Annotated in this window: 21 protein-coding genes; 12 read left to right on the top strand and 9 right to left on the bottom strand. The window is 72.5% G+C overall.

Translation table 11 applies throughout. The features are described from left to right. The first annotated feature begins 93 nt into the window (after positions 1-93). Both IO30_RS0123510 and IO30_RS0123515 read left to right on the top strand, forming a co-directional pair. Complete coding sequence (locus IO30_RS0123510; protein ID WP_031145848.1) at positions 94-1,725, top strand: succinic semialdehyde dehydrogenase; 1,632 nt, start codon at positions 94-96, stop codon at positions 1,723-1,725. 10 nt (positions 1,726-1,735) lie between these two features. Further along, positions 1,736-3,526 carry a GMC oxidoreductase gene (locus IO30_RS0123515; RefSeq protein WP_037894943.1) on the top strand — a complete coding sequence of 597 codons (1,791 nt, stop codon included), beginning with the start codon at positions 1,736-1,738 and terminating at the stop codon, positions 3,524-3,526. A 440-nt stretch (positions 3,527-3,966) separates the two neighbouring features. Here the strand turns inward: IO30_RS0123515 and IO30_RS0123520 are convergent, their stop codons facing one another. Further along, a complete protein-coding gene (locus IO30_RS0123520) occupies positions 3,967-4,272 on the bottom strand; it encodes a chorismate mutase (RefSeq protein ID WP_267886479.1) in 306 nt (101 codons plus the stop codon). A gap of 267 nt (positions 4,273-4,539) precedes the next feature. On the opposite strand from IO30_RS0123520, the gene guaA reads away from it, so the two are divergent. The 4 genes from guaA to IO30_RS0123540 all read left to right on the top strand — a co-directional run bounded on the left by guaA (position 4,540) and on the right by IO30_RS0123540 (position 8,916). Beyond that, positions 4,540-6,126 carry a glutamine-hydrolyzing GMP synthase gene (gene guaA / locus IO30_RS0123525; RefSeq protein ID WP_031145853.1) on the top strand — a complete coding sequence of 529 codons (1,587 nt, stop codon included), beginning with the start codon at positions 4,540-4,542 and terminating at the stop codon, positions 6,124-6,126. A 117-nt stretch (positions 6,127-6,243) separates the two neighbouring features. Continuing rightward, complete coding sequence (locus IO30_RS0123530) at positions 6,244-7,017, top strand: class II aldolase/adducin family protein (protein ID WP_031145855.1); 774 nt, start codon at positions 6,244-6,246, stop codon at positions 7,015-7,017. A gap of 117 nt (positions 7,018-7,134) precedes the next feature. Further along, positions 7,135-8,376 carry a hypothetical protein gene (locus tag IO30_RS0123535; protein ID WP_373316540.1) on the top strand — a complete coding sequence of 414 codons (1,242 nt, stop codon included), beginning with the start codon at positions 7,135-7,137 and terminating at the stop codon, positions 8,374-8,376. 18 nt (positions 8,377-8,394) lie between these two features. Continuing rightward, positions 8,395-8,916 carry a DoxX family protein gene (locus tag IO30_RS0123540; protein ID WP_234321822.1) on the top strand — a complete coding sequence of 174 codons (522 nt, stop codon included), beginning with the start codon at positions 8,395-8,397 and terminating at the stop codon, positions 8,914-8,916. Here the strand turns inward: IO30_RS0123540 and IO30_RS0123545 are convergent. After that, the gene (locus IO30_RS0123545; protein ID WP_031155700.1) at positions 8,862-9,086 is read right to left on the bottom strand and encodes a hypothetical protein; all 225 of its coding nucleotides are present in this window, start codon (positions 9,084-9,086) and stop codon (positions 8,862-8,864) included. The two genes, IO30_RS0123540 and IO30_RS0123545, sit on opposite strands and share 55 nt — an antisense overlap. After that, positions 9,073-10,365, bottom strand: coding sequence for a PspC domain-containing protein (locus IO30_RS0123550; RefSeq protein WP_031145862.1), 1,293 nt, complete (start codon positions 10,363-10,365; stop codon positions 9,073-9,075). Before IO30_RS0123550 ends, IO30_RS0123545 begins: the two co-directional genes overlap by 14 nt. Before the next feature lie 131 nt (positions 10,366-10,496). On the opposite strand from IO30_RS0123550, the gene IO30_RS0123555 reads away from it, so the two are divergent. The 3 genes from IO30_RS0123555 (at position 10,497) to IO30_RS0123565 (ending at position 13,679) form a co-directional block, all read left to right on the top strand. After that, on the top strand, positions 10,497-11,801 hold the full coding sequence (locus tag IO30_RS0123555; RefSeq protein WP_031145864.1) for an ATP-binding protein: 1,305 nt from the start codon (positions 10,497-10,499) through the stop codon (positions 11,799-11,801). Next, complete coding sequence (locus tag IO30_RS0123560; RefSeq protein ID WP_031145866.1) at positions 11,798-12,487, top strand: LuxR C-terminal-related transcriptional regulator; 690 nt, start codon at positions 11,798-11,800, stop codon at positions 12,485-12,487. Before IO30_RS0123555 ends, IO30_RS0123560 begins: the two co-directional genes overlap by 4 nt. An 88-nt stretch (positions 12,488-12,575) precedes the next feature. Continuing rightward, a complete protein-coding gene (locus tag IO30_RS0123565; RefSeq protein ID WP_031145867.1) occupies positions 12,576-13,679 on the top strand; it encodes an alpha/beta hydrolase in 1,104 nt (367 codons plus the stop codon). A 6-nt stretch (positions 13,680-13,685) separates the two neighbouring features. On the opposite strand, the gene IO30_RS0123570 is transcribed toward IO30_RS0123565, so the two are convergent. From IO30_RS0123570 to IO30_RS0123580, 3 genes are all read right to left on the bottom strand, one after another. After that, on the bottom strand, positions 13,686-14,741 hold the full coding sequence (locus tag IO30_RS0123570; RefSeq protein WP_031145869.1) for a C40 family peptidase: 1,056 nt from the start codon (positions 14,739-14,741) through the stop codon (positions 13,686-13,688). A 129-nt stretch (positions 14,742-14,870) separates the two neighbouring features. After that, on the bottom strand, positions 14,871-15,224 hold the full coding sequence (locus IO30_RS0123575) for a hypothetical protein (protein ID WP_031145871.1): 354 nt from the start codon (positions 15,222-15,224) through the stop codon (positions 14,871-14,873). Positions 15,225-15,298: 74 nt separating this feature from the next. After that, positions 15,299-16,255 carry an alpha/beta fold hydrolase gene (locus IO30_RS0123580; protein WP_234321821.1) on the bottom strand — a complete coding sequence of 319 codons (957 nt, stop codon included), beginning with the start codon at positions 16,253-16,255 and terminating at the stop codon, positions 15,299-15,301. A gap of 96 nt (positions 16,256-16,351) precedes the next feature. On the opposite strand from IO30_RS0123580, the gene IO30_RS0123585 reads away from it, so the two are divergent. Both IO30_RS0123585 and pcrA read left to right on the top strand, forming a co-directional pair. Then, on the top strand, positions 16,352-16,693 hold the full coding sequence (locus IO30_RS0123585) for an ArsR/SmtB family transcription factor (RefSeq protein WP_037894947.1): 342 nt from the start codon (positions 16,352-16,354) through the stop codon (positions 16,691-16,693). A gap of 12 nt (positions 16,694-16,705) precedes the next feature. Next, on the top strand, positions 16,706-19,255 hold the full coding sequence (gene pcrA, locus IO30_RS0123590; protein WP_031145877.1) for a DNA helicase PcrA: 2,550 nt from the start codon (positions 16,706-16,708) through the stop codon (positions 19,253-19,255). A 51-nt stretch (positions 19,256-19,306) separates the two neighbouring features. On the opposite strand, the gene IO30_RS0123595 is transcribed toward pcrA, so the two are convergent. Together IO30_RS0123595 and IO30_RS0123600 are read right to left on the bottom strand one after the other, a co-directional pair. Beyond that, positions 19,307-20,842, bottom strand: a complete 1,536-nt coding sequence (locus IO30_RS0123595) for a M23 family metallopeptidase (RefSeq protein WP_037894950.1) — start codon at positions 20,840-20,842, stop codon at positions 19,307-19,309. Positions 20,843-21,065: 223 nt separating this feature from the next. Next, entirely contained in the window at positions 21,066-21,848 is a 783-nt protein-coding gene (locus IO30_RS0123600) for an esterase/lipase family protein (protein ID WP_037894952.1), read from the bottom strand. A gap of 174 nt (positions 21,849-22,022) precedes the next feature. Between IO30_RS0123600 and icmB the strand changes: the two genes are divergently transcribed. Further along, on the top strand, positions 22,023-22,424 hold the full coding sequence (gene icmB / locus IO30_RS0123605; RefSeq protein WP_031145883.1) for a coenzyme B12-dependent isobutyryl CoA mutase small subunit: 402 nt from the start codon (positions 22,023-22,025) through the stop codon (positions 22,422-22,424). A gap of 579 nt (positions 22,425-23,003) precedes the next feature. Here the strand turns inward: icmB and IO30_RS0123610 are convergent. After that, a complete protein-coding gene (locus tag IO30_RS0123610; protein ID WP_031145884.1) occupies positions 23,004-24,596 on the bottom strand; it encodes a DUF5691 domain-containing protein in 1,593 nt (530 codons plus the stop codon). Positions 24,597-24,648: the final 52 nt, after the last annotated feature.

A 24,648-nucleotide genomic window follows, 5' to 3' on the forward strand; every position in this document is an offset into this window, starting at 1 on the left:
TCACGGCACCCTGCCAGCAATCACTGGCGGAAATGGCAAAATCCGGTTACCCACGGGTACCCAAAGGCCCGCGGGCGCAATACGCTCACCGCCATGACGGACTCGCAGGCCCCCGCCGCCCCCCTCCGCACCGCACCGCAGCCCACCAACCCGGTCGCCCCGGCCCCGGTCGGCGCCCGCACCGCCGCCGACGTGGTGACCCCCGACCTGGTCGCCCGGCTGACCCGCGGAGTGCTCGGGTCCGGCCGCACCGCCAACCACACGCCCTTCACCGGTGACCAGCTGGCGGAACTGCCCGAGGCCACCCCCGAGGACGTCGCCGAGGCCTTCGACAAGGCCCGCGCCGCCCAGCCCGCCTGGGCCGCCGTCCCCGTACGCAAGCGGGCGGCCGTCCTGCTGCGCTTCCACGACCTGGTCCTGGCCCGGCAGGCCGAGGTGCTCGACCTCATCCAGCTGGAGACCGGCAAGGCCCGCCTGCACGCCCACGAGGAGGTCCAGGCCGTCGCCGTGGCCGCCCGCCACTACGGCCGCAAGGCGCCCTCGTACCTGCGGCCCAAGGGCCACACGGGCGCGATGCCCACCCTCACCAAGGTCACCGAGCTGCGTCAGCCGCGCGGGGTCGTCGGCCAGATCGCCCCCTGGAACTACCCCCTGGAACTGTCGGTCGGCGACGCCCTGCCCGCCTTCGTCTCGGGCAACGCGGTCGTCATGAAGCCCGACACCGAGACCGCGCTGACCGCCCTGTGGGCCCGCGACCTGCTGATCGAGGCCGGACTGCCCGCCGAGGTCTTCCAGATCGTCCTCGGCGACGGCCCCGTCGTCGGCCCCGAGGTGGTCCGCCACGCCGACTACGTCTCGTTCACCGGCTCCACCCGCACCGGCCGCGAGGTCGCCCAGGGCGCGGCCGCCCGCCTCGTCGGGGTCTCCCTGGAACTCGGCGGCAAGAACGCCATGCTCGTCCTGCACGACGCCGACATCGAGAAGGCCGCCGCGGGAGCCGTGCGCGCCTGCTTCTCCTCCGCCGGCCAGCTGTGCATCTCCATCGAGCGGCTCTACGTCCACGCCTCGGTCGCCGACGCGTTCCTGGAGCGGTTCGCCGCCCGCACCAAGGCCATGCGCCTGGGCAGTTCCCTGGCCTACGGCGCCGACATGGGCTCGCTGGTCGGGGAGCGCCAGCTGGAGACCGTACAGCGGCACGTGGACGAGGCCGTCGCCAAGGGCGCCACCCTCGTCGCGGGCGGTACCGCCCGGCCCGACATCGGCCCCCTGTTCTACGAGCCCACCATCCTCGACGGGGTCGAGGCACCCATGGCCGTGTGCGGCGAGGAGACCTTCGGCCCGGTCGTCTCCGTCTACCGCTTCACCGACGAGGACCAGGCCGTCGCCGAGGCCAACGCCACCGCCTACGGCCTCAACGCCAGCGTGTGGACCAAGGACTCCCGCCGCGGCCACGCCGTGGCCGCCCGCCTGCGCACCGGCACCGTCAACATCAACGAGGGCTACGCCCCCGCCTACGGCAGCGCCCAGGCACCCATGGGCGGCATGAAGGACTCCGGCCTCGGCCGCCGCCACGGCTCCGAGGGCATCCTCAAGTACACCGAGGCCCAGACCGTCGCCCACCAGCGGCTGCTCCCGATGGCGCCCTCGCTGGGCATGGACGACGAGAAGTACGCGGCGTTCATGACCCGCAGCCTCAAGGTCATGAAGGCTCTCCGACTGCGTTAGGGGCACGCCCGTGTCGTACGACTACGACGTCATCGTCATCGGTTCGGGCTTCGGCGGCTCGGTGTCGGCCCTGCGCCTCACCGAGAAGGGCTACCGGGTCGGCGTCCTGGAGGCAGGACGCCGGTTCACCCGCGAGAGCCTGCCGAAGAACAGCTGGGACCTGCGCAACTACCTGTGGGCCCCGGCCCTCGGGCTGTACGGGATCCAGCGGATCCACCTGCTCGGCAACGTGATGGTCCTCGCGGGCGCCGGGGTGGGCGGCGGCTCGCTCAACTACGCCAACACCCTGTACGTCCCGCCCGCCCCCTTCTTCGAGGACCGGCAGTGGGCGTCCATCACCGACTGGCGCGAGGAACTGGCCCCGTACTACGACCAGGCCAGGCGGATGCTCGGGGTCCGGCTGAACCCGACCCTGACCCCCTCCGACGTCCACCTCAAGGCGGCCGCCGCCAGGATGGGCGTCGCGGACTCCTTCCACATGGCCCCGGTCGGCGTCTTCTTCGGCGACGGGGACGACGCCGAAGGGCAGCACAAGGTCCGGCCCGGCGAGGAGGTCGCCGACCCCTACTTCGGCGGCGCGGGCCCGGCCCGCAAGGCCTGCACCGAATGCGGCGAGTGCATGACCGGCTGCCGCCACGGCGCGAAGAACACCCTGAACGAGAACTACCTGCACCTCGCCGAGCGGGCCGGAGCCGTCATCCACCCGATGACCACCGTCACGGCGCTCTCCGAGGACCCCGACGGCGGCTACCGCGTCCGCACCGTCCCCACCGACGGCCGCCGCAAGGGCCGCGCCAAGGTGCTGCGCGCCCCGCACGTGGTCGTCGCGGCGGGTACCTACGGCACGCAGACGCTGCTGCACACCATGAAGGACCGGGGCGAGCTGCCGCGGCTGTCGGACCGGCTCGGCGACCTGACCCGGACCAACTCCGAGGGGCTGGTCGGCGCGCAGACCGACGACCGCCGCTACCGCAAGCGGCACGGCGCCGGGCAGCGGGCCGACTTCACCCGGGGCGTGGCGATCACCTCCTCGGTGCACCCCAACGCCGACACCCACATCGAGCCCGTCCGCTACGGCAAGGGCTCCAACGCCATGGGGTTCATGACCGTCCTCCAGGTCCCCTACGCCCGCCACCGGGTACGGGCCTGGCTGGCCAGGACGGTCAAGCACCCCGTGCAGTTCGCGCGCTCCCTGTCCAACCGGCGCTGGTCGGAGCGGACCATCATCGGCCTGGTCATGCAGTCGCTGGACAACTCCCTGACGACCTACCGCAAGCCCGGCGGGATCGGGAAGGGGCTGCTCACCGCACGGCAGGGCCACGGCGCCCCGAACCCGGTGCAGATCGCGGAGGCCACGCAGGCCGCGACCCTGCTGGCCGAGGAGATCAACGGGTTCGCGGGCAGCAACATCGGCGAGCTGATGGGCACCCCGCTGACGGCGCACTTCCTCGGCGGCTGCCCCATCGGGGCCTCGGCGGCCGAAGGCGTGGTGGACCCGTACCACCGGCTCTACGGGTACCCCGGCATCTCGGTGGTCGACGGAGCCGCGGTCTCCGCGAACCTCGGGGTGAACCCGTCGCTGACGATCACGGCGCAGGCGGAGCGGGCGATGTCGTTCTGGCCGAACAAGGGCGAGCGCGATCCGCGGCCCGAGCAGGGCGCGGCGTACACCCGCCTCGCAGCGGTGGAGCCGGCCGCCCCGGCCGTCCCCGAGAAGGCCTTCGGCGCGCTGCGGCTGCCGTTCCTGGGGGTCCCGGAGGTCCCGCCGAAACAGGACCGCGGGGACGCGCTCACGCAGTGACGCAGTGACGCAGGGACTGCGCTCCCCCTCCGAGCGCAGTTCCTGCGTGCAAGGGGTGACACGTGATCAGGGTGGATGGTTGTACCGGAACCCCGCGGACGGGCCTGTGGCGTCCGTCACACGGTGAGCCGACCGGGGGTGTGGCGGCCCCGGAGGCGGGACGCGGCCGGGAAAAGGAACGGCCGGCCCGGGGCGTCCCCCGGGCCGGCCGTCCTTCTACGGGGTGACCGGGCTGCTGTCCCCTGCCGTCCGGTCACGCGAAGGAGCGAGGTCCCACGACGCACGCTCCACCGGCCGTGCGTCTCATCGCTCCAGCGGAGCCACGCGTGGTGTTGCGGTCCGCGACTGGCTGGCGCGGCCAACCACACCAACGAAGGGCGGTGGGGGCGGTCACGGGCCGATCGGGTGACGAACGGCCGACCGCAGCGGGCACCACGGCGTCAGACCCGGCCCCGGCAGAGCTCCAGCAGGGTCATCGCGAGCGCGGTCCCGGGCTTGCCGAGGGCGTCGCTCCAGTGCGAGAGCACCTCCATCTCGCGCGACAGGTGCACCCGGCGGCCGCCGGAGGTGATCCGGGCCTCCTGGATGACCGTCGAGACGGCCATGCGTTCCTGGATCAGGCCGATGATGCGGTCGTCGAGGGCGTCGATGCGCATCCGGGAGTCGGCGATCAGCTGCTCGGGGGTGGTGGTCGTGGCGTTCATGTCCATCTCTCCTGTGGTGTGGGTCGTGGCTCGTACCGACAGGAGTGCGGGAACGCAGGAGCGCCCCGGTCCTGTCGGACCGGGGCGCTCCGGGAAATCAGTGGCTCAAGCGAGCATCACGAGGACCCATGGCGACCGGACCGACCGGTGCCATAGGTAAAGAGGAAGCTCAGCTGCTTGCGCATGGGACGGATTATGTCCTTCCGTCCCCCTCCGGGCCAAGCGGGTTCGGATGGTGAGACGAAAAGGGCTGTACGTCCCCCGTTAGAATCGACAAAACAGCCACCTCTTCCGCCGGAAGGCCGCCCCGTGCCAGAAGCACCCTCCGCCGCCCACGACAGCGCCCCGGACACGGTTCTCGTCGTCGACTTCGGCGCCCAGTACGCCCAGCTCATCGCCCGCCGCGTCCGCGAGGCACGGGTCTACAGCGAGATCGTGCCGAGTTCGATGCCCGTCGCCGAGATGCTGGCCAAGAACCCCAAGGCGATCATCCTCTCCGGCGGTCCGTCCTCCGTGTACGAGGAGGGTGCCCCGCAGCTCGACCGTGCCCTGTTCGAGGCCGGCGTCCCCGTCTTCGGCATGTGCTACGGCTTCCAGCTGATGGCGGTCACCCTCGGCGGCCAGGTCGACAACACCGGCGCCCGCGAGTACGGCCGTACCCCCCTGGCCGTCTCCAAGAGCGGCTCCACCCTCTTCGAGGGCACCCCCGCGAACCAGTCGGTGTGGATGTCCCACGGCGACGCCTGTTCCGCCGCCCCCGAGGGCTTCACCGTCACCGCGTCGACCGACGTCGTCCCGGTCGCGGCCTTCGAGAACGACGAGAAGAAGCTGTACGGCGTGCAGTACCACCCCGAGGTGATGCACTCCACGCACGGCCAGCAGGTGCTGGAGCACTTCCTCTACCGCGGTGCGGGCCTGTCCCCGACCTGGACCACCGGCAACATCGTCGAGGAGCAGGTCGCGGCGATCCGCGAGCAGGTCGGCGACAAGCGCGCCATCTGCGGCCTCTCCGGCGGCGTGGACTCCGCGGTCGCCGCGGCCCTCGTGCAGAAGGCCATCGGCTCCCAGCTGACCTGCGTGTACGTCGACCACGGCCTGATGCGCAAGGGCGAGACCGAGCAGGTCGAGAAGGACTTCGTCGCCGCCACCGGCGTGCAGCTGAAGGTCGTCGACGCCCAGGAGCGCTTCCTGGACGCGCTGGCCGGGGTCTCCGACCCCGAGACCAAGCGCAAGATCATCGGCCGCGAGTTCATCCGCGTCTTCGAGCAGGCCCAGCTGGAGATCCTCCAGGAGGACGGCCCGGCGGTGGCCTTCCTCGTGCAGGGCACCCTGTACCCGGACGTCGTCGAGTCCGGCGGCGGCACCGGCACCGCGAACATCAAGTCCCACCACAACGTGGGCGGGCTCCCCGACGACATCGAGTTCGAGCTCGTCGAGCCGCTGCGCCAGCTGTTCAAGGACGAGGTCCGGATGGTCGGCCAGGAGCTGGGCCTGCCGGACGAGATCGTCCAGCGCCAGCCCTTCCCCGGCCCCGGCCTCGGCATCCGCATCGTCGGCGAGGTCACCAAGGAACGCCTGGACCTGCTGCGCGAGGCCGACGCCATCGCCCGCCACGAGCTGACCGCGGCCGGCCTGGACCGGGAGATCTGGCAGTGCCCGGTCGTCCTGCTCGCCGACGTCCGCAGCGTGGGCGTCCAGGGCGACGGCCGCACCTACGGCCACCCGATCGTGCTGCGCCCCGTCTCCTCCGAGGACGCGATGACCGCGGACTGGACGCGCATGCCGTACGAGGTCCTCGCGCGGATCTCCACCCGCATCACCAACGAGGTCCCGGACGTGAACCGCGTGGTCCTCGACTGCACGAGCAAGCCCCCGGGCACCATCGAGTGGGAGTAGTCCCCACCCGCACCCCGTGAAGCCGCCGCCCAGCCCTGCTGAGCGGCGGCTTCGCCGTTTGTCTGGCCAGTTGACGGCCGCGCCGGTACCTTGCGCCGCGACCTGAAGGAGGGCCACATGCCGGATCAGCCCCTGCCCGTGCCCCTGGAGCGGCTCGGCTTCGAGATGCCTCCCGTCCACGAGGACGTCGAGGAGGCGCGCGCCCACCGCAAGGAGCGGCTCGCCGGGGCGCTGCGGCTGCTGGGGAGGCTGGGCCACGAGGACGGGGTGGCCGGGCAGATCACCGCACGGGACCCCGGCTACGAGGACTGCTACTGGGTCAACCCCTTCGGCCGGGCCTTCACCACCCTGACCGCCGCCGACCTGCTGCTCGTCGACGGCCAGGGCCGGGTGCTCCAGGGGGAGCGCCGTGTCAACGAGCTGGCCTTCGCCGTGCACGCGGCCGTCCACCGCAGGCGCCCCGAGGTGGTGGCCGTCGTCCGCGCGCAGGCCCCGTACGGCCGCGCCCTGGCGGCCCTCGGCGAACTGCTGGCGCCGGTCACCCAGGAGGCGTGCGCCTTCTACGAGGACCACGCGCTGCTCGACGAGTTCGGCGCGGCCGAGGACCCCGACCGGATCGGGCGCGCCCTGGGCCCGTACAAGGCGCTGATCCTGCGCAACCGCGGACTGCTGACGGTCGGGGACTCGGTGGAGGCCGCCACCTGGTGGTTCATCGCCGCGGAACGGGCCGCGCAGGTGCAGCTGATCGCGCGGGCGGCCGGCAAGCCGGTCCTGATCGACCACCACGCCGCCGTCGCCACCCGCGAGCGGTTCGGGTCCGATCTCGCCGCCTGGGTGAACTGCCAGCCGCTCCTCCAGGGCGGTGACACGCCGGTGGCGTCAACATCATGAACCGTTAATCACCTGCTCTGACATCGTGCGCAATCCGGAGCACTTGCGCAGTGGTGCACAATTCGCTGGCATTGCACCGTAGTTCAGAGAGGCGGCACGTACGTGGCTGTCCAAGAGATGTCCCGCGGTACCCATACCGCGGCCTGCGCCTGCGACGACTGCGCACGGGAAGGGCACCGCCGCGCCGTGGCGGCCTTCCTGGAGAAGCGCGACGAGTTCGCCTCCGGGCAGGGGCTGCCCGCGGCCGTCGCCCACTCCCTCGGCGCGTCCCGGCAGTGGGTCTCCGACGAGCTGACCCTGTCGGCCCGGACGGTCGCCGACCGGGGCCGGGAAGCCGGGAACTCCTGGCTGTACCTGTTCTCGCGGCGGGCCGTGCTCGCCGTGTGGATCGCCGCCGGGGTCCTGCTGCTGGTCCAGGTCGGCACCGCGCTCGGCACCGGCTGGACCACGGCCCGCACCGCCGGGCTGCTCACCGCCCTCGTGCTGGCCGGGATGCTGACGGTCGCCGCCCGCGCCCAGTCGGTGCGCGGCGGACTGCTGGCCCCGCTGGTCGGCGAGGACAACCGGCTGTCCACCTCCAAGACCGTGCCCAGCGCCTGGGTGGTCCTGACGGCCTTCGCCGCACTGCTGCCCGCGCTGCGGCTGGCGGCCTCGGAGCCCGGGCCCGAGCGCCAGGCGCTGTACGCGGGACTCGCGCTGGACGGGGCGCTGCCGCTGCTGGCCGTGGTGGCGCTGACCTCGGGGGTCGCCGTACTGGTCCGCCGGGTGGTCGCCGTACGGATCATGGGGCAGCGGCTGCAGAAGCTGCCCGCGGACCGCCCGCGCGGGGTGGACCTGCTCACGGACGACGCGGGCCGCGGGAGCTTCCCGGACGCCCAGTACGTGCTCGTCTCCACGGTGGTGCTGGGCTACGCGGGGGTGTCGCTGGCCCGGTTCCCCGACCGGCTGCCGCAGCTGCCGTGGGCGCTGGCCCTGCTGGTGGCCCTGTCGGCCGCGGTCTACCTGGCGGGCAAGTACGCGGAGGGCAGCCGCCCGCTCGTGCTGTCGGTGGTGCGCAGACGGGAGCCCGGGGACCTGGACGCGGCCGTCCGCCCCGGGGACGACATCGAGATCCGCGGGGTGGGCTTCGTACCGCCCGGGGCGCAGACCCCGGAGATGCTCGCCCGTTTGGTGGTACGCATCGGGGCGGTGCACGTGCACGTACCTCTGGTGCCGGTGCCGGGCGGGTTCACCAACCCCACGGACGCGGTCCTCACGGTGCCCGTGCCGGCGGAAGTGGAACCGGGCCTCATCGAGATCCAGGTGGTGACGGCCGCGGGAGTGGAATCCAACCGCTGTACGGTCGACGTGGCGGAGTGAACGGGGTAGACATGGTGCGTGACTCGAACTGAAGTCCTCGACCGGGTGAGCGAACGGCCCTCCCGCTACGCACTGCTCCGCGAACAGGCCTCCCGGTACGCCCTGCTCCCGCTGCGGATCTTCCTCGGCGTGACCTTCGTCTACGCGGGTCTGGACAAGCTGACCGACTCCGCGTTCCTGTCCGCTTCCGGTGACGGCTCCATCGGGCAGGTGATGGAATCGTCCCGCGACCTCTCCGCGGTCCCCGCTCTGGTGGACCTCGCCCTGGAAAACCCGGTCGGCTTCGCTGTCGCCCTGGCCATCGGGGAAGTCCTCGTCGGCCTCGGTGTCCTGGCCGGCCTGCTGACCCGCATCGCCGCCCTCGGCGGCGCGCTGATCTCGCTGAGCCTGTGGCTCACCGTGTCGTGGGCGGTCCCGCGCTACTACTACAGCCAGGACCTCATCTACCTGATGGCCTGGATCCCCTTCATCCTGGCCGGGGCGTCCTACCTGTCGCTGGACTCCCTGATCCGGTCGCGGCGGTCGCGCCGCACGGCGTAGGTCATCATCCCGACGAGGGCGGCCAGAGACAGGCCGCCCAGGGCGAGCGGGACGACGGTGAACCAGGGCAGGTCCGCCTCGCCGGAGCTGTCGAGCAGGTAGAGCACGCCCGCCACCGTCAGGGCCACTCCCGCGACCAGCCGTCCCGGCTGGAACTCATGACGCCGCACGGGCCACCTCCACCTGTCCCACACCCGCGTCGAGGTGCAGCTCGATCGTCCCGCCGGCCTCGGTGCCGGCGGCGGGCGCCAGCGTCGCCCTCTGCTTCTCCCCGCCGCTGCGGATCCGGAAGTCGCGGCTGGTCTCCCCGGGCATGTGGATGTCGCCGAAGCGGACGGAGACGTCGGCCTCGGCCGTCACCTCCCGCGGCACGACCACCTTGAGCCGTCCCGCGTCCAGGGAGGCACTCACCGAAACGGTCGTGCCCTTCGGTACGTCCAGCCGGCTCAGGTCCAAGGTGGCGAGCCCGGTGCCCGCCTCGTACACGGGTCTCACGTCGGCGACCGCGGCCGGACGCCACTCGACGTGCTGCCAGTCGGTGCCGATCTCGCGGGGCAGCACGGCGGCCCCCGCCAGCAGGCCGGAGGTGAGAACGGCCAGCAGGATCGTGCCGAAGCCGGTGCGGCCCAGCAGCGAACTCACCGCGAGGCCCAGCCCGAAGACGACCAGTGCGGCGGCGAGCCCCGCCTGCAGGGCCTCACCGAGCGGCCGGCCCTCCCAGTTGACGCCCGCCACGGCCGCTCCGGCGAGCACGGCCAGCACGAACACCCGGCCGCCGATGCCGCCGCGCGGCCGGGCCGCCGCCGCGGTCGGCTTCGCAGCGGCCCGAGCGGCGGCGCCGGCCGCTGCGGGCTCGGCGTCGTCGGGGCCCCACAGGTACCCCGTGGCACCGACCGGGCCGGTGGTGCCGTCCTTGACCAGCGGGTCCCGCCACCAGGACGGGCCGCCCGGGGCGGGCGGCGCCTTCGTCTCCGGCGGGGCGGGCGAATGCACCGCCGGCGCCTCCGCCTCGGGCGGAGCGGTGTGCCGGCGCCGCTGCGACCAGTACGAGGCCCCGCCCAGCGCCAGGATCACCAGGACCGAGAAGACCGCCAGGCCGCCGTTGTCCAGCATCGACAGGAACAGCGCACAGCCCACCAGCGCGGCGAACACCGCGGCCAGGGTGGCGCCCTCGACCCGGCCGGTCAGCAGCTTCTTCGCCTCGCTGTCGTCCTCGCCCTCCTGGGGCAGCAGCAGCCACGCGAAGCCGTAGAAGATCAGGCCGACGCCGCCCGTGACCGCGAGGACGCCCAGGACGATCCGGAAGACCACGGGGTCCAGACCGAAGTACCGGCCCAGCCCTCCGCACACCCCGGCGAGGACCTTGTCCCGCTTGCTGCGGCGCAGGGGCGGCCGGGCATCGGCCGGGTGCGGGCCCGCACCCGGCGGGGCGTCGTGTACTTCGGTCATGGGTCCATGGTGACGGGCGGCGCATCTCCGCGGAATCCGGCCCGACCCTGGCGCAACCCTGATATCCCCCCGACAGAACTGGGGGGCTGCCCTGATGCCACGCCCTCCCCGCCCGTGTGACCATCGGTGACATGCCCGCAGCAGCCGCCCCCCGCACCCCGCACGCAGCCGAACCGCCACCGGGCACCGACGCGCCCCAGCGCAAGCTCTACCGCAGCGCCGACGGCCGCATGCTCGGCGGGGTCGCGCGCGGGCTCGCCGGGCACATCGGGATGCCGGTGCTCTGGGTGCGGCTGGCGTTCCTCGGGCTGTTCCTGTGGGGCGACGGACTCGGCGTGCTGCTGTACGCCGCGTTCTGGGTGTTCGTACCGCTCGGCGTCGGCGGCCGCAGCGGGCACCGCTCGTACTTCGAGACCCTGCCCGACGGCACCCGCCGCCTGCGCAAGCCCGACAAGGGCCAGATCACCGCGCTGATCGCGCTGTGCATCGGGACCGGCATCTTCATCTCCAAGGTCCAGCTCGGCGGCACCTCCGGCCGCTACGTGTGGCCGACGCTGCTCGTCGGCGCCGGCGTGGTCCTCGTGTGGCGTCAGGCCGACAACGCCCGCCGCGCCCACTGGAGCGCGGCCGCCGGCCGCCGCGGCAACCTGCTCCAGGTCGCCCGCGGCCTCGCCGGAGTGGTCCTGGTCGGGGTGGGCCTGACCGTCTTCATCGTCGTACGGGGCTCCGCCGCGCAGCTCGGCAACGTCCTCACCGCCACCCTCGCCGTCCTCGTCGGCGTCGCCCTGCTCGCCGGTCCCTGGCTGATCCGGATGACCCAGGACCTGTCCGAGGAACGCCTGATGCGCATCCGCGCCCAGGAACGCGCCGAGGTCGCCGCCCACGTCCACGACTCCGTGCTGCACACCCTGACCCTGATCCAGCGCAACGCCGAGGACGTCGGAGAGGTGCGCCGCCTCGCCCGGGCGCAGGAGCGGGAGCTGCGGAACTGGCTGTACAAACCCGAGGGCACCGGCAAGGACGAGGCCGAGGAACCGGCCACCCTCGCGGAGGCCGTGAAGAAGACCGCCGCCGAGGTGGAGGACCACCACGGCGTCCCCATCGAGGTCGTCGTCGTCGGCGACTGCCCGCTCGACGAGGGCCTGGCGGCGCAGGTCCAGGCCGCGCGCGAGGCAATGGTCAACGCCGCCAAGTACGGTGGCGAGGGCGGGCCGGTCCAGGTGTTCGCGGAGGTCGAGGGGCAGAGGGTGTTCGTGTCCGTACGGGACCGCGGACCGGGCTTCGACCTCGACGCGGTACCGGACGACCGCATGGGCGTACGAGAATCGATCATCGGCCGGATGCAGCGCAACGGCGGGACCGCCCGGCTGCGGTCCGCGCCCGACGGCGGCACGGAAGTCGAGCTGGAGATGGAGAGGGCGGCGAACGCAGGATGACCGAGGACAGCGCTGTGGCGGAGACCAGGAGGGTCCGGGTGGTCCTCGTGGACGACCACCGGATGTTCCGCACCGGAGTACAGGCCGAGATCGGCGAGACCGCGAGGACCGGGGTCGAGGTCGTCGGCGAGGCCGCCGACGTGGACCAGGCCGTCACCGTCATCACCGCCACCCGGCCCGAGGTGGTCCTCCTGGACGTGCACCTGCCCGGCGGCGGCGGCGTCGAGGTGCTGCGCCGCTGCGCCCCGCTGATGGGGGCGGGCGAGAACCCGGTGCGCTTCCTGGCGCTGTCGGTGTCGGACGCGGCCGAGGACGTCATCGGCGTGATCCGGGGCGGCGCCCGCGGGTATGTCACCAAGACCATCACCGGCACCGACCTGGTGGACTCCGTCTTCCGGGTCCAGGACGGCGACGCGGTGTTCTCGCCGCGGCTGGCGGGCTTCGTCCTCGACGCCTTCGCCTCGACGGACGCCCCGCCGGTGGACGAGGACCTGGACCGGCTCACCCAGCGCGAGCGCGAGGTCCTCAGGCTGATCGCGCGCGGCTACGCCTACAAGGAGATCGCCAAGCAGCTGTTCATCTCCGTGAAGACGGTGGAATCGCACGTCTCGGCGGTCCTGCGCAAGCTCCAGCTGTCCAACCGGCACGAGCTGACCCGCTGGGCGACGGCCCGCCGCCTGGTCTGACCAGCGCGTCCCCTCCGGCCCGGTGTGATCCATGCCGCAGGGGGCGGGGGCAACCACGCGCCGGGACGTGGCACTCTTGGGTTCCGTGATGAGCCTGACGGGGACCCCCCTTTTCGCGACGGCGGTCGCTGCGACCTTGCTCGCCGTCGTCCTGCCCCTCGCCGTGTGGACCAAGGTGCGCGGCCCCGTCGCCGTACGCGTCCTGACCCGCGGCCTGATGGTGGTCTTCGCACAGGTGACCGCGATCGCCCTGGTCTTCATCGGCCTCAACCGGGAGATGACCTTCTACACCTCCTGGTCCGACCTGTTCGGCACCGGCAAGTACGTCACGGCCGCCCCCGACCTCGGCCCGGACGGGCTCGGCGGGAAGAAGGCCGCGGAGGCGCCCAAGGTCCGGCAGAAGTTCGAGCCGGTCGAGGGCCTGGGCGGGCGCGTCCAGAAGACCGAGCTCGACGGCAAGATCTCCGGGGTCAAGGGCGAGGTCATGGTGTGGCTGCCCCCGCAGTACGACGACCCGGCGTACAAGGACAAGAAGTTCCCGGTGGTCGAGCTGATCCCCGGCATACCGGGCACGGGCAAGTCCTGGTTCCAGGGGCTCAAGGCGCACGAGGTGCTGGAGCCGCTGATGAAGGAGGGCAAGGTGGCGCCCTTCATCCTGGTCTCCCCGCGGGCCATGCTGCTGGGCAACGGCGACACCGGCTGCGCCAACCTCCCCGGCAAGGTCAATGCCGACAGCTGGTTCAGCGTCGACGTCCGCAAGATGGTCGTGGACAACTTCCGGACCTCGGACGAGGCCCGGACCTGGGGCGTCGCCGGGTACTCGGCCGGGGCGTACTGCTCCGCCAAGCTGGCGATCGCCCACCCCGACCGCTACAGCGCGGCCGTCTCCCTGTCCGGCTACAACGACCCCGGCCAGGAACCGTCCTCGCTGGTCGGCCAGGACCCCGAGCTGCGCCGCACCCACAACCTGAAGGCCCTGCTCAAGGCCGCGCCGACGCCGCCCGCGGTCTCGCTGTGGATGTCGGGCGCCGAGCAGGACGGATACCTGTCGGGCATGGACCTCAAGGCGATCGCGCAGAGTCCGACGGTGGTGCACGCGGAGAAGGTGACCGGCGGCCACAACCTCGATTCGTGGTCGAAGCAGCTGCCGCAGACCTTCGGCTGGCTGAGCCAGCGGGTCAAGGCCCCGTAACCGCGCTCACGCGGGGCGGGAGGCTCCGGCCCAGGGCATCGAGTCGATCGGGGCGACCCGGACCGTCGACCCCGGACGCGGGGCGTGGATCATCTGGCCGCCGCCGATGTACAGGCCCACGTGGGTGACCCCGGAGTAGAAGAACACCAGGTCACCGGGTGCCAGTTGATCGCGGGCGACCCGCCGGCCGGAGTTGATCTGGGTGTAGGTGGTGCGGGGCAGCGAGACCCCGGCCGCCCGCCAGGCCGCCTGCGTCAGCCCCGAGCAGTCGAAGGAGCCCGGGCCCGTCGCGCCCCATACGTACGGCTTCCCGATCGCCCCGTGGGCGAAGGCGATGGCGCGTGCGGCGCGGGAGCCGTCGGAGGGCGGGGGCGGCGTGCCCTGCGGGCCGGAGGGGGCGGCGGGGGAGCCGGCGGCGGGGGCCGACCGGGCCTCGTACGCGGCGCGCTGTTCGGCGGTGAGCTTGGCCAGCAGCCGCCGCGCGGCTTCGAGCTTCTCCTCGGCCTCGGCCTTGTGGCCGGCGACCTCGGCCTGCCGGGAGCGGAGTTCCGACAGCCGTCCGGCGGCCTGGTCCCGCAGCTGTCCGACCTCGTCGAGGCGCCGGCGTACGGAGGACAGCTCGGCGGCGTTGCGGTGCCCGGCGCGGGTGATGAAGGAGGCCTGGTCCAGATAGGCCTGGGGGTCGGCGGCCGTGGCGAGGCGGACGGCGGTGCCCAGGGTGCCCCCGGCGCGGTACTGGCCGGCGGCCATCGACCCCAGGGCGCTGCGGGCGGTGTTGAGGCGGTCGGCCTTGCGGGCGGTCTCGTCGCGCAGGCCGGTCAGCGCGCGCTCGGCCTCGTCGGCCTTCTCCTTCGCCCCGTTGAACCGCTCGGTGGCGGCCTCGGCCTCCTCGTAGAGCCGGTCCACCTCGGCCTTGACCTGGTCGGGGGTCGGCTGGGGGTCGGCCTGGGAGGTGCCTTCGAAGGCGGTCGCGGTGGCAGCGCCCGCGAGGGCGAGGGTGGCGGCGGTCCGTACGGTGCCGCCGGAGAACGGGCGCTGCCTGGGCTTTCGGTGACTGGCCACGCGGGCCTCACGTCCTTCCTCACTCGGTGCTTGGAGGAGGACGCTAGACCCGCAGGTAACGGGCGGATGACGAGATGATCGTAAGTGTCCCGATGCGACCGGGGAGGGCCGCTGAAGGACCGGTCGGGATCAGCGCCAGAGAACGGCGATGAAGATATTGATCACGGTCAGACCGCCCACTGCGCCGAACAGGGCCTTCTCCACGTGCTCCTCGTCGCGCTTGACGTAGACGAGGGCGAGAATCACGAAGAGGATCGCGAGCTTCACGCCGATCTTGATGTTGTTGACGGCGGAGCCGTCCATCTCGCGGAATCCGACGAGGAGCACGCCCGTCACGAGCATGGTCAGGGCGCCGTGCAGCATCGCGGGCACGAAGCGGGCGGTGCCCGCGCTCATCGCCTTCATCTGGGTCAGGAAGCCGCCGAGGAGCGAGGCGATCCCGATGATGTGCAGGCCGACGAAGACATTGATGAGTACGTCCATGGGCCCGAGCGTACGGGGCGCCCCTCGGCGGATTCCGGGCGGGCGGCGGTGGGCCACCGCCCGCGCGGGCGCGGTCAGCCGAGGAAGGCCAGCAGCTCTTCGACGACCGCCCCGGGTGCTTCCTCCGGGAGGTAGTGGCCGCTGCCGTCGACGCGGACGACCCGGGTGTCGGTGCCCAGCGCGGGGACGTCGCCGACCAGCAGCTCGTAGTTGCTGTGCTCACCGCCGAGGGCGAGGAGCGGGGCGCTCACGGGGGAGTACTGCGCGAGGTCGCGGATGTCCTGGGCGAAGGTGCGGTACCAGCCGTTCCCGGCCCGGACCGCGTCCGGGGAGTCGTAGGCCCGCGCGTACACCGCCCGGGAGCGCGCGTCGATGTCCGCCGGGTCGGTGGCCGCGTTCTGGAACAGCCAGTCCAGGAGCAGGTGGTACCGGCCGGCGAGCAGCTGTTCGGGCAGGCCCTGCACCTGGTTGAAGGCGAACCACCACAGGTGCTTGCCGCCCTGCGGGATCAGGGGCATCCGGGTCCAGGACTCGACGGGGTGCGATACGTCGAGCAGGGCGACGCGGCGGGTGGCCCCGGGGTGGTTGGCGGCGAAGGCGTAGGCGACCATCGCGCCGATGTCGTGCCCGGCGATGTGGGCCGATTCGAGGGACAGGTGCCCGAGGAGGGCGTGCACGTCGGCGGCCATCGTCTTCTTGTCGTACCCGCCGTCGGGCTTGGCGGAGCCGCCCATGCCGCGCAGGTCCACGGCGATCACCCGGTAGCGGCGGGCCAGCGCGGGCATCACCTTGTGCCACTGCCACCAGGTCTGCGGCCAGCCGCCCAGGAGGACCAGGGGTTCGCCGCTGCCGCCCTCCACGTAGTGCAGCCGGGTGCCGTTGACCTCGGCGTGGTGGCTGGTGAAGCCGCCGTCGAGGGAAGCGGCGAGGGAGGCGTCGTCGAGTGCGTCGTCGAGTGCGCCGTCGAAGGAGGCGTCGAAGGTGGCGTGGCCGAGGGGGTGCGGGGCGTGGGCGGGCATGGGTGTCCTCACGTCGATCTGACCGTACGAATTTCTCGTACAGTCGGACCGTACGAGATTCTCGTACGGTCGGTCAATGTCAGTTCGGGTTCTGCGTACAGTTGCTCCATGGCCGCCGAAGAACTCCACCACCCCGACGCCGACCGGATCGAACTGGTCGACGTCCTGGCAGCCCTCGGCCATCCCGTCCGGCTGGAGATCGTCCGCACCCTCGCCGGATCCGCGACGGAGGTCTTCTGCGGGGCCGTGGCCCAGGGCCTGCCCCGTTCCACCGTCACCCACCACCTGCGCACGCTGCGCGAGGCCGGGGTGATCTGCCAGCGCCCCGAGGGCCGCAAGCTCTTCCTGGTCCTGCGCCGCGAGGACATGGAGCGCCGGTTCCCCGGGCTCCTGTCCCTGGCCGTCGGCGAATTTCCGGGCCCGCAACCGGCTGTCGGTCCCGCCCCCTAGACTCGGAATGCGATGAGCAGCCTCTTTGACGACAGTTTCCTGGCGGACTTCACCCCCTCCGACGAGGTCCCCCCGCCGCCCGAGGACCACCCCGCCCCGGAGCAGGGTGCGGACGACCTCTTCGGGGGCCGGTTCGACGTGCCCATGAGCGGGGACGCGTACTACCGCGACGGCGCCCCCCGGCCCGTCATCGACCCGGCGACGCTCCTCGAAGGACTGAATGCGGAGCAGGCCGCAGCCGTGGTGCACGCGGGCTCGCCCCTGCTCATCGTGGCCGGCGCCGGCTCCGGCAAGACCCGGGTGCTCACCCACCGCATCGGACACCTGCTGTCCGCGCGCAACGTCCACCCCGGCCAGATCCTCGCGATCACCTTCACCAACAAGGCCGCCGGTGAGATGAAGGAGCGCGTGGAGGGTCTGGTCGGCCCGCGCGCCAACGCCATGTGGGTGTCCACCTTCCACAGCGCGTGCGTACGCATCCTGCGCCGCGAGTCCAAGAGGCTCGGCTTCACCTCCTCGTTCTCGATCTACGACGCGGCCGACTCGAAGCGCCTGATGGCGCTCGTCTGCCGTGACCTGGACCTGGACCCCAAGAAGTTCCCGCCCAAGGCCTTCAACGCCAAGGTCTCGAACCTCAAGAACGAACTGATCGACGAGGAAGCCTTCGCCGACCAGGTTGCAGGGGGCACCTCCCGGACGGAGTCCGGGGGAGGGTTCGAGAAGACCCTCGCCCAGGCGTACGCGATGTACCAGGGGCGGCTGCGCGAGGCCAACGCGCTCGACTTCGACGACATCATCATGACCACGGTCCACCTGCTCCAGGCGTTCCCGGACGTCGCCGAGCACTACCGGCGCCGCTTCCGGCACGTCCTGGTCGACGAGTACCAGGACACCAACCACGCCCAGTACACGCTGGTGCGCGAGCTCGTCGGCACCGGCTACCCGGACCTGCCCCCGGCCGAGCTGTGCGTGGTGGGTGACGCCGACCAGTCGATCTACGCCTTCCGCGGCGCGACCATCCGCAACATCCTCCAGTTCGAGGAGGACTACGCGGACGCGACGACGATCCTGCTGGAGCAGAACTACCGCTCCACGCAGACCATCCTCTCCGCCGCCAACGCGGTCATCGAGCGCAACGAGAACCGCCGCGCCAAGAACCTGTGGACCCAGGCCGGCACCGGCGCCGTCATCACCGGGTACGTCGCGGACACCGAGCACGACGAGGCGCAGTTCGTCGCCGACGAGATCGACCGGCTCACCGACGCAGGCGACGCCAAGGCCGGCGACGTCGCGATCTTCTACCGGACCAACGCGCAGTCCCGCGTGTTCGAGGAGATCTTCATCCGCGTCGGGCTGCCCTACAAGGTCGTCGGCGGCGTCCGCTTCTACGAGCGCAAGGAGGTCCGCGACGTCCTCGCGTACCTGCGCGTCCTCGCGAACCCCGAGGACAACGTCCCGCTGCGCCGCATCCTGAACGTCCCCAAGCGCGGCATCGGCGAGCGCGCCGAGGCCATGGTCGACGCCCTCGCGATGCGCGAGAAGATCACCTTCCCGCAGGCGCTGCGGCGCGTGGACGAGGCCTTCGGCATGGCCGCCCGCTCCACGAACGCGGTGAAGCGGTTCAACGTGCTGATGGAGGAGCTGCGCACGATCGTCGACTCCGGCGCGGGCCCCGCGGTCGTCCTGGAGGCGGTCCTGGAGCGTACGGGCTACCTGGCCGAGCTCCAGGCCTCCACCGACCCGCAGGACGAGACGCGGATCGAGAACCTCCAGGAACTGGCTGCGGTGGCGCTCGAGTTCGAGCAGGCGCGGGAGGCCGCGACGGCCGAGGCCGCCGAGAACGGCACCCCGGCCCCCGGCCCCGGCACGCTCGCCGAGTTCCTGGAGCAGGTCGCGCTCGTCGCCGACTCCGACCAGATCCCCGACGAGGACCAGGACGGCTCCGGAGTCATCACGCTGATGACCCTGCACACGGCCAAGGGCCTGGAGTTCCCCGTGGTCTTCCTGACCGGCATGGAGGACGGGGTCTTCCCGCACATGCGGGCACTGGGCCAGACCAAGGAGCTGGAGGAGGAGCGCCGCCTCGCCTACGTCGGCATCACGCGGGCGCGCGAGCGGCTGTACCTGACCCGCTCCTCGATGCGCAGCGCGTGGGGGACGCCCTCGTACAACCCGCCGTCGCGGTTCCTGGAAGAGATCCCGGCGGAGTACCTCCAGTGGAAGCGCACAGGCGCCGCGCAGAAGCCGGCCGGTCCGATGCGCAGCTCCGGCTACGGATCCGGTGCGGGCGGCGGTGGCAAGACGACCTTCGGCACCTCGCCGGAAGCGTTCCTGTCCTCGTCGCGCACGAAGTCGGGCCCGTCCGGCTTCGCCACGCGCCGGGCCACCGACAAGCCGGTCATCGCCCTGGTGGTCGGGGACCGCGTCACGCACGACCAGTTCGGGCTCGGCACGGTGATGGAGGTCAAGGGAGCGGGCGCGGACGCGCAGGCCACCATCGACTTCGGGGACGACAAGCCGAAGCGGCTGCTGCTGCGTTACGCGCCGGTGCAGAAGCTGTAGGAGCGGCGGGGCGGGGCGGCTGCGGGGGCGCCGCCGGGGCGGGCCGGGCGGTCAGGAAGGGTTCAGGCCCTTGGCCCGGAACCACGGCATCGGGTCGATCGCGGCCCCGCCGCCGGGCCGTACCTCGAAGTGCAGGTGCGGTCCGGTCGAGTTGCCGGAGTCTCCCGCGTAGGCGATGACATCGCCGGCCTTGACCTTGCCGTTGCGGATCTTGGTGCTGCTCAGGTGGCAGTACCAGGTCTCGGTCCCGTCGGGCGAGGTCACTATGGCCATGTTCCCGTACGCGCTGTTGAACTGGGTGCGTACGGTGCCGTCGGTGGCGGCCATGACGGGGGTCCCGTAGCCGACCGGGAAGTCGATGCCGGTGTGCACGGACATCCACATGCCGCCGGCCTGTCCGAAGCTGGCGCTGAGGCCCTGCTGCGCGACCGGGATCGCGAACTTGGGGCGGGCCGCTTCCTTGGCCGCGGCCTCCTCCGCCTTCTTCTTCTTCTCGTCCTCCTGGCGCTGGTGCAGGTCCAGGCGCTCCTGCGTACGGCTCGCGCGGTCCGCGAAGTCGCCCGCGTCGGCGCTGAGCGCGGCCAGTTGGGTGTCGAGCTTGTTGTTCGCCGCGACCGGCTTCACCGAGGCCGGGTCGGGCGCGGCCATCGTGGTGGTTTCCTCGGCGGGCTTCTCCGTGTCGGTGAGCCCGCCGACGGAGGCCGCCGCGACACCGGCGACACCCATCACGCAGGCGGAGGGCACGGCCACGGTCAGCAGGGCGGAACGCTTCGCCGGGGTACGGCGGCGGCTGCTCGCGCGGCTGCTGCTCGGCTTGGCGGCGGCCTTGCCGCTGGTCTTGGCGCCCGCCTTGGCCGCGGTCCGGCGCGCGGAGCGCGGCTCGGCGGGGGCCGGCGGGGTCACGGGCATGGCCTGGGTGGGGAGGTCGTGGACCTCTCCGGTCGCGGAGGGGAGTCCGGGCTCCTCGCCGGGGACGGCCTCGAAGACGGCGGTCTCGCTGTACGCCTCGGGCGCGGCGGGCGCCTCGGGTTCGGCGTACGACTGCTGGAGGTGCTCGGGCTGTTCGTGCTGCTGGGGCTCGTACGCCCCCTGGTACTCCTGCGCGGGCTGGTACTCGTACGCGTACTCGTACTCGGCGGAGTAGGCGGACTCCGGCGGGGCCGGGCTCTCCGCGACGGTGTTCCAGGCGGTGGCGTCGTAGGCGCCGGTCTCGGTGCCGGTGGTGCCGTAGCCCGGCAGGGCCCAGTTCCCGGTCTGCTCGGCCGAGGAGTCGTAGCCGAAGGAGGCGGGCTGGTACTCGCTGTAGCCGGGGTACTCGGTGCCGGTGGCGTTCCAGGCGCTCGCGTCCCACTGCCCGGTGGTGTCCGCGGGGACGCCCTGCGTGGGGATCGTGGGCACGTAACTGTCCTGCGAGGTCCATGCGGTGGTGTCGTACGCGCCCGTCTCGTAGGAGCCGTAGGCCGCGTAGTTGACCCCCTGTCCCTGCGTTTCATAGGAAACGTAGGCCGAGTCACCAGCGAAAGTGGTGGTGGTCAGGCCGTCATACCCGGGATCCGGGTACTGGCCCGACGAGGGGCGGTCGTTCACCAACTTCTCTTTCGCCTCGGCAGTGGGGGGCCTGGGTGGCCGGGGAATGGGAGATTCCCCGGAGGAGAGCAGTGGCGTGACTGTACCCGGCGGTTACTCGCAACGACAATCTTCCTGGGCGTTCAGTAGTTGCGGAACCGGGCATTCGGCCGTCTTTCGGTCGCCGAAATGCACACCCTTGGCCTTGAGTTCGAAATTCGTTCGACTGACGGACCGCTGTCGTCTAGGCGACGGAAGCGGCGCCGGGGCGCGCGGCGGAGGCCGCGCCGGGCCCGTCGAGGGTGCGCCGGACAGCTGCGATCACGGCGGGGTGCGCGGGCAGGGCGAGGTGCCCGATGCCCGTGACCTGCACGTTCTCCACGCGCAGATCAGGGTGCTCGATGCGCGCCGTGCCGACGGGGGTCATCACCGCGTCGAACTCGCTCCAGAAGGCCACGCACCGCGTCGCACAGCCGGGCGCCGGCTGTGCCAGCTCGGACATCACGGGCGATTCGGGGCGCATCTGCCGGACCAGGGGGTGCGCGTCCATGAAGGGGGCGACGCGCGTGCCGGAGTGCGGGGTGCCGAGCGTGACGAGGGTGCGGACGCGCTGGTCACCGCCGAGGCGCTGCACGTAGTACCGGCCGACCAGCCCGCCGAGGCTGTGCCCGACGAGGTCCACCCGCTGCTGCCCGGAGCGCTCGCACAGCTCCTCGACGCGCCGGGCGAGATGGCGGGCCGTGATCCGCAGGTCGCGGGTGAAGGGCGAGTAGTTGTACGCCTCCACGTGCCGCAGGCCGTCGGCCCCGAGGGCGCGGCGCAGCAGGACGAAGACGGACCGGTTGTCGGTGAACCCGTGGAGGAGCAGTACGGGCGGGCGTGTCGCGGGCGGAGCGGGGACGGTCTTCTCCTGGCGCACGCCGGTGGGATAGAGGAGAAGGTGCCCGCCGAGCACGACGACCTCCAGCGCGCCGGCCCGCAGCGCGGCTCCGGAAAAGGGCACGGACAGCGGCACCGACAGCCCCATCGACGGCCTCCCCTGAGCCTCTTGGGACTGCGGCCGGTAGCGCCACCGTGCCGTGCGGCTGTCGGCACGGTGGCGCAATGCCGTCCCACGTGTGATTTCCCCCTCGTGATGGACCGCGAAACGGCGGCGTGCGCGATGCTGTACTTAACGTTCGTTCACTCGGGAGGCAGTGCGATGGGTGTGACCGGTCCGATCCGTGTGGTGGTGGCCAAGCCGGGTCTCGACGGCCACGACCGTGGTGCCAAGGTGATCGCGCGTGCGCTGCGTGACGCGGGCATGGAGGTCATCTACACGGGGCTCCACCAGACCCCCGAGCAGATCGTGGACACCGCCATCCAGGAGGACGCCGACGCGATCGGCCTCTCGATCCTCTCCGGCGCCCACAACACGCTGTTCGTCCGCGTGCTGGAGCTCCTGAAGGAGCGGGACGCGGACGACATCAAGGTTTTCGGCGGCGGCATCATCCCGGAGGACGACATCGCGCCTCTGAAGGAGAAGGGCGTGGCTGAGATCTTCACGCCGGGCGCGACGACGACGGCGATCGTGGACTGGGTCAGGTCCCACGTCCGCCAGTAGCCCCCGGCGGTTGACCGTTCCTCCCCGGCTCCGCCGAAGCCGCCCCTACCGGGGCCGCTCCCGGCTGGGCCGGGGCCCGGCTGCGGGGCCACTTCCGGCTGCGCCGAAGCAGCGCCCAAGGCGAGGCCGCTCCCGGCTGCGCCGGGCCTTCGCTGTGGGGCTGCTTCCGGCTGAGCCGGGGTGGTGTCCCCGGCGGGCGCTTCCGGCCGTGGTGAAGACGCCTCCCTGCGGGGCCACTTCCGGTCGTGCCGGAGCAGCGCCCGCGGCGAGGCCGCTCCCGGCTGGGCCGGGGCCTTCGCTGTGGGGCTGCGTCCGGCTGCGCCGGGCCTTCGCGGTGAGGCCGCCTCCGGCTGCGCCGAAGCGCGTCTTGGGTGAGGCCGCTGCCGGCCGTGACGAGGCGGCACGCCTTGCGAGTCGGCTCCGGCCGTGGTGGAGGGGCCTTCCCTGCGGTCGCTTCCGGCTGTGCCCCAGTGCGCCCGGCGGGGGCGCTTCCGGCTGTGCCGGACCAGTGGCTCGGCGGGGGTTGGCTTCGGCTGCGGTGGACACGGTTGCCCCCTCGGGGGCCAGGTGCGCGCCGGGTCAGGCCGGTATGAGTTCCGTCAGCATCGCCTCGCGCAGGCGGAGGGTGGCCACCAGGCGTTGGAAGGCTTCCGCCCAGTACGCCGCGGCGCCCGGGGACGCCTCCGGCGGGTCCTCGACGGAGGCGGTCAGGACCTCCAGGCGGCCGGCCTCCGCAGGGTCGAGGCAGCGCTCCGCCAGTCCCATCACCCCGCTGAAGCTCCACGGGTAGCTGCCCGCTTCGCGGGCGGACTCCAGCGCGTCCACCACCGCCCGGCCCAGCGCCCCCGCCCACGGCACCACGCACACCCCGAGCAGCTGGAACGCCTCCGAGAGCCCGTGCGCCCGCACGAACTCGGCCACCCACTGCGCCCGTTCCTGCTCGGGCAGGGTCTCCAGCAGCTTCGCCCGCTCCGCCAGCGAGGCCGTTGCCGGGCCCGCAGCGGGCGGCGCGGACGGCGGCCCGAGCAGCGCCCGCGACCACTGCGCGTCGCGCTGGCGCACGGCGGCCCGGCACCACGCCGCGTGGAGTTCCTCGGCCCAGCCCTCGCCCGCGGCCACCGGCAGCGCCACGATCTCCGCCGGGCCGAGCCCGCCGAACCGCTCCCGCCAGCAGTCCAGCGGAGCCGCCTCCACCAACTGCCCCAGCCACCAGGCCCGTTCCCCCCGCCCCGCAGGCGGCCGCTTGACCACGCCGTCCCGCAGCATCCCCGCATCGCACTCGGCGGGCGGTACCACCCCGTCGGGTCCCACACAGGCCAGGGCGCGCTCCGCCATCCGGCCCGCCAGGGCCGACCGCGGCAGCGCCGACAGCAGCTCGGCCGCTGTCGCCCGGACATTGCGGCTGCGGTCACCCAGCGCCGCCTCGAGGAACGGCTCGTCCCCGTCCGACAGCGCCACCCGCAACGAGTCGAGGAACATCAGCCGGTCCTCGGCCCGTTCGGTGCTCCAGGTCGTCGCCAGCAGGCGCGTCGCCGCCGCCGCGTCGTGGGCCCGTATCGCGCCCAGCAGAGCCACCCTTTCCGCGAACAGGCCTTCCTGCCACAGTCGTTCCACCCCCGCCCCGTCCGTCACGTCCGGCAGCTCACCGGCACCGCCGGCCCCGCCCCGCAGGGCGAACCGCCAGTCGGGATTGAGCCGGGCCAGCCACAGCCCCCGCACCCCGGCCAGGGCCAGGGCCTGCGGACGCAGGTCCGTACGGGCCCGCGCCGCATCGAGCAGGGCCGGTACGAGCGAGGCCGGGGCGCGGTAGCCGTGCCGTCCGGCCGCGGCCAGCCACTGAGGCAGCAGCTCGGTCAGATCGGGGGAGGAGCCCCGCCGCCCGCCGCTGCTCGCACCGGCGCGGCCCGCCAGCAGCTGGGAGAGCCGCTGCCGGGCAGCCGGCGGAGGCACCGGACGCGGGTCGCGCGCGGCGGGCTCCGGCGCCGGGCCCGCCTGCGCCGGTCTGAGGCCGGCCCGACGCCGTACGGCGTGCACGGCCGCCGCGTCCAGCAAGGACTCCGGCGAGCCGGCCGGCCCGCCGCCCGGGCGCCGGTCGGTGCCCAGCAGCGCGGCTCCGACCAGTTCCTCCCAGTCCCCGTACCCCTCGTCGTATCCCTCGTCACCCTTGTCCATCAGGCCCCTCCCTCGTCCCTCGTCCCTCGTCACGCGTCTTCCGCAGAACTCG

Source organism: Streptomyces xanthophaeus (assembly GCF_000725805.1).
GTDB lineage: Bacteria > Actinomycetota > Actinomycetes > Streptomycetales > Streptomycetaceae > Streptomyces > Streptomyces xanthophaeus.

Excerpts from the sequence above, each read along its gene's own strand:
- IO30_RS0123510 (WP_031145848.1), top strand. The coding sequence starts at position 94 with ATGACGGACTCGCAGGCCCCCGCCGCCCCCCTCCGCACCGCACCGCAG.
- IO30_RS0123530 (WP_031145855.1), top strand. The coding sequence starts at position 6,244 with ATGCCGGATCAGCCCCTGCCCGTGCCCCTGGAGCGGCTCGGCTTCGAG.
- IO30_RS0123535 (WP_373316540.1), top strand. The coding sequence starts at position 7,135 with ATGTCCCGCGGTACCCATACCGCGGCCTGCGCCTGCGACGACTGCGCA.
- IO30_RS0123550 (WP_031145862.1), bottom strand. The coding sequence starts at position 10,365 with ATGACCGAAGTACACGACGCCCCGCCGGGTGCGGGCCCGCACCCGGCC.
- IO30_RS0123555 (WP_031145864.1), top strand. The coding sequence starts at position 10,497 with ATGCCCGCAGCAGCCGCCCCCCGCACCCCGCACGCAGCCGAACCGCCA.
- IO30_RS0123560 (WP_031145866.1), top strand. The coding sequence starts at position 11,798 with ATGACCGAGGACAGCGCTGTGGCGGAGACCAGGAGGGTCCGGGTGGTC.
- IO30_RS0123565 (WP_031145867.1), top strand. The coding sequence starts at position 12,576 with ATGAGCCTGACGGGGACCCCCCTTTTCGCGACGGCGGTCGCTGCGACC.
- IO30_RS0123575 (WP_031145871.1), bottom strand. The coding sequence starts at position 15,224 with ATGGACGTACTCATCAATGTCTTCGTCGGCCTGCACATCATCGGGATC.
- IO30_RS0123585 (WP_037894947.1), top strand. The coding sequence starts at position 16,352 with ATGGCCGCCGAAGAACTCCACCACCCCGACGCCGACCGGATCGAACTG.
- pcrA (WP_031145877.1), top strand. The coding sequence starts at position 16,706 with ATGAGCAGCCTCTTTGACGACAGTTTCCTGGCGGACTTCACCCCCTCC.
- IO30_RS0123600 (WP_037894952.1), bottom strand. The coding sequence starts at position 21,848 with ATGGGGCTGTCGGTGCCGCTGTCCGTGCCCTTTTCCGGAGCCGCGCTG.
- icmB (WP_031145883.1), top strand. The coding sequence starts at position 22,023 with ATGGGTGTGACCGGTCCGATCCGTGTGGTGGTGGCCAAGCCGGGTCTC.
- IO30_RS0123610 (WP_031145884.1), bottom strand. The coding sequence starts at position 24,596 with ATGGACAAGGGTGACGAGGGATACGACGAGGGGTACGGGGACTGGGAG.